At 39.1% G+C, this 3,716-nt stretch carries 3 protein-coding genes and 1 pseudogene; all 4 read right to left on the bottom strand.

Annotation, left to right across the window (positions count from 1 at the left end; all coding sequences use genetic code 11):
- Positions 1-229: 229 nt before the first annotated feature.
- Positions 230-1,459, bottom strand: coding sequence for a phosphoglycerate dehydrogenase (serA, locus tag P20495_RS15715; protein ID WP_007377804.1), 1,230 nt, complete (start codon positions 1,457-1,459; stop codon positions 230-232).
- Positions 1,460-1,468: 9 nt separating this feature from the next.
- Positions 1,469-2,122 (bottom strand): ribose-5-phosphate isomerase RpiA, encoded by a 654-nt coding sequence (gene rpiA, locus P20495_RS15720; RefSeq protein WP_008134524.1) that lies wholly within the window; start codon positions 2,120-2,122, stop codon positions 1,469-1,471.
- Positions 2,123-2,175: 53 nt separating this feature from the next.
- Entirely contained in the window at positions 2,176-2,772 is a 597-nt protein-coding gene (locus P20495_RS15725) for a 5-formyltetrahydrofolate cyclo-ligase (RefSeq protein WP_008134523.1), read from the bottom strand.
- A 20-nt stretch (positions 2,773-2,792) separates the two neighbouring features.
- Positions 2,793-3,343, bottom strand: a pseudogene (locus tag P20495_RS20225) (hypothetical protein).
- Positions 3,344-3,716: the final 373 nt, after the last annotated feature.

The following is a 3,716-nucleotide window of genomic DNA, read 5'->3' as shown; positions in this document are numbered from 1 at the left end:
GGTAGGTGCGAATTTATTTCGCGCTTGTGTATTATCGCTTAAATGTTTAAACAGCGAGGTATAAAACCTCACCTACAAAATTATATATATATCCAAGCGGTAGGTGCGATTTTACATCGCGCACATGTAACTTATGAGAAATACACAGCTTATAAAAAAACACCGCGCTTAAATTAAGTGCGGTGTTTTTATAAAACTGTAGTTATTGCTCAAAGAGCCAATCTCATTATTAATGAAGAATACGTGCTCTAATTGTACCCTCAACAGCGCTTAGCTCTTTAAGTGCAACTTCAGAGTGATCAGTATCTACATCAATAACAACATAACCAATTGCTGAATCTGTTTGCAGATATTGCGCGGCAATATTAATACCGTGCTGTGCAAACGCTTGGTTAATTTGCGTTAGTACGCCAGGGCGATTGTGGTGCACGTGTAATAAACGGCTACGATTAGCAAGCTCTGGTAGCGATACCTCGGGGAAGTTAACCGCAGTAATGGTTGAGCCGTTATCTGAGTATTTAGCCAGTTTACCTGCTACTTCAATGCCAATATTCTCTTGTGCTTCTTGTGTCGAACCACCAATGTGTGGTGTTAAAATAACATTGTCGAATTGACGCAGTGGAGATACAAATTCTTCATCGTTAGATTTAGGCTCAGTAGGGAACACATCGATTGCTGCACCACTTAGCTTTTTCTCGGTAAGCGCTTCTGCAAGTGCATCAATATCAACAACAGTTCCGCGAGAAGCGTTGATCAAAATAGATCCCTGCTTCATAACAGCAAGTTCAGCTGTGCCGATTAGGTTTTTAGTTTGCGGCGTTTCTGGTACGTGTAAGCTAATAATATCAGAGCGTTGTAATAGCTGAGTTAGGTTATGAACTTGTTTTGCATTACCCAGTGATAACTTATCTTCGATATCGTAAAACTCCACGTTCATACCGATGTTTTCAGCCATAATACCCAGCTGAGTACCAATGTGACCGTAGCCAATAATACCTAATGTTTTACCACGTGCTTCAAACGAACCATTTGCTGTTTTTAACCAGCCACCACGATGAGCTGCTGCATTACGCTCTGGAATACCACGTAGTAAAAGCAGAATTTCGCCAAGTACAAGTTCAGCAACAGAACGAGTGTTAGAAAACGGTGCGTTAAATACAGCAATACCACGTTCGCGTGCGCTGTCTAGGTCAACTTGGTTTGTGCCAATACAAAAACAACCAACTGCAACGAGCTTTTCAGCGGCATCTAATACCGCTTCGCTTATATGAGTGCGAGAACGAAGGCCTACAAAGTGTACATCTTTAATGCGTTCTTTTAGTTCGTCCTCAGGTAAGGATGTTTTAACGTAATCGATGTTGCTGTAACCGTTACGTTTTAGCGTTTCAACAGCGCTTTGGTGAACACCTTCAAGCAAGAGAATTTTAATTTTGTCTTTTGCTAACGATACCTTACTCATAACCTCATCCTATTTAATTTGAGGCCCATTTTTAGTGCCGATAATCACTTTATCAGCACCACGCATCGCAAATAGGCCGTTGGTAACTACGCCAACAATTGAATTTATTTGTGTTTCAAGTTGTTTGGCATTGGTAATTTTTAAGTTAAATACATCTAATATAACGTTACCATTATCGGTAACTACACCTTGACGGTAAACAGGGTCACCACCAAGTTTTAATAATTCTCGTGCAACGTAGCTGCGCGCCATAGGGATAACTTCTACCGGAAGCGGAAAGTCGCCCAATGTATCGACCAGCTTTGTGTCATCAACAATACACACAAACTGTTTTGCAACTGCCGCTACTATTTTTTCGCGAGTAAGGGCTGCACCGCCACCTTTAATCATTTCGTTTTGAGCGTTAATTTCATCAGCGCCATCAACGTAGACATCCAAAACATCAATGTTATTGAGCTCAAATACTTCAATACCTAATTCTTTTAAACGAACGGTAGAGGCTTCAGAGCTTGATACAGCGCCTACAATAGTGTCTTTTACTGAGCCAAGTGCATCAATAAAATGGTTAACCGTTGAGCCTGTACCCACGCCTACTATGGTGTCTTTTTTTACAAACTCGAGTGCAGCCCAGGCAGCTGCTTTTTTTAATTCATCTTGTGTCATTAATGTGTGCTCATCTATATCAAAAGTATGCTGCTAGTATACAAGTTAACGTGTTACCAGCAGTAGGTTTTATCTGGAGTGATAATAGTTTTAAGTGGTACATCCCACGACTCAATGGGTAAAACGTCTACTTTTTGACATTCATGTGCTAAGCCAATAAGTTGCGGTTTTTGCCAATTTTGTTCGTGTAAACGCGCCAGTGTTCTATCATAAAACCCGCCTCCCATTCCTAGGCGATTACCTTGTTTATCAAATGCAACTAACGGCATAAGGAGGTAATCAAGCGCCGGTAATGGGCATATTTGAGAGCAGTTGAGCTTAGGTTCAAAGATACCATAGCGGTTTGCCCTCATGGGTGAGTTTTTTTCATAGCGCTGAAAGAGTAAATTAGTCCCATTGAAGGGGTGGATTACTGGGAGGTAAATGTGGTGATTTAGATTCCATAACTCTTTAATTAACAGTGAGGTATCTAGTTCTCCATCATTACTTAAGTAGATTGCTATATGCTCTGTTTTATTCGTTTTTTTACTTTTTAAATGTTGAATAAAATTCATATATAGCGATTGCGCCGCTAAATTTTGTTGATTTTTTGACAAGTTATTACGTATTTCACGGATAGATTTTCTTATCTGCGCACGGTTATTATTCATTTGATGCTTTCACTATGCAATTATAAAGAAAATAAGCTAGGAAATGCCAAATATACAGCCAATATAATAAGTAACGTCACGGCTGTTGCTATTAAAGAATATAAAAGCACATTACTGCGTTTTTTAGGTGTGCTTACTAACTCTTCATCAAGCAATAAATCGTCGTCTTGCCAATCGTCATCCTCATCTATTTCAGGGTTTTTTGATTGCTCTTCTGGTAAGCGTTGTTCAAGTTCTTCGAGTTTTTCTTCAAGGCGAATTAAGCTACTGGTGATGTAATCAAGGGCATCAAAAATACGTTCATCACGTTGACTGCTTTGAGGTTGCTCAGTTGAGGTATTAGCTGCATTTGAAACTGCCTGCAACTTACTTTTAATGCCCAAACTAGCTAATAGTTTGGCTTGTTTTAGTGCTTTGTCTTTATGGCTCGGTGCAAACAGTGGCTTTCCTTTAAAAAAAGAGCTACTTTCTCTTCTGAGGTTTTTAGTTTATCTGCAAGGTTGATAGATGCAGCGTTACTGTCTATTCCATCAGCAAGTCCAGCAAATATAACGCGAAAATTGTCGGCCATTTAAGTACCCCTAAAGCTTTTTAATAAAAAGAGTATAAACCGAACTCCTTTATAAAGGCATCCATATGTAAAATTAAATTATTTTAACTTATGAGCTACTTTCTGTGCGATCACAAAATAAAGTCTGTGGATTAGGGCTTGTTGGCCTTTCAGGATTAAAATTTGTTCAATCTAGGGGCTGTTTAATTGCGGCGTGAGGTTTGTAACCTAGTGGGCTCGGTAACGGCTCCTGCGCTGCGCTACTGGCTTACATCCATGTAAGAATAAGTAAAAACCGAGCAACAAAGAGTAAATTGCCTTAATATTTTTATTAATGTACCGTTATTTTAATTAAGTTTGAATTTATTCTGCTATTTATAATACATAAAAAAGA

Origin of the sequence: Pseudoalteromonas sp. BSi20495 (assembly GCF_000241185.1) — a bacterium.
GTDB lineage: Bacteria > Pseudomonadota > Gammaproteobacteria > Enterobacterales > Alteromonadaceae > Pseudoalteromonas > Pseudoalteromonas fuliginea.
This window is presented reverse-complemented; position numbering and strand designations above follow the sequence as displayed.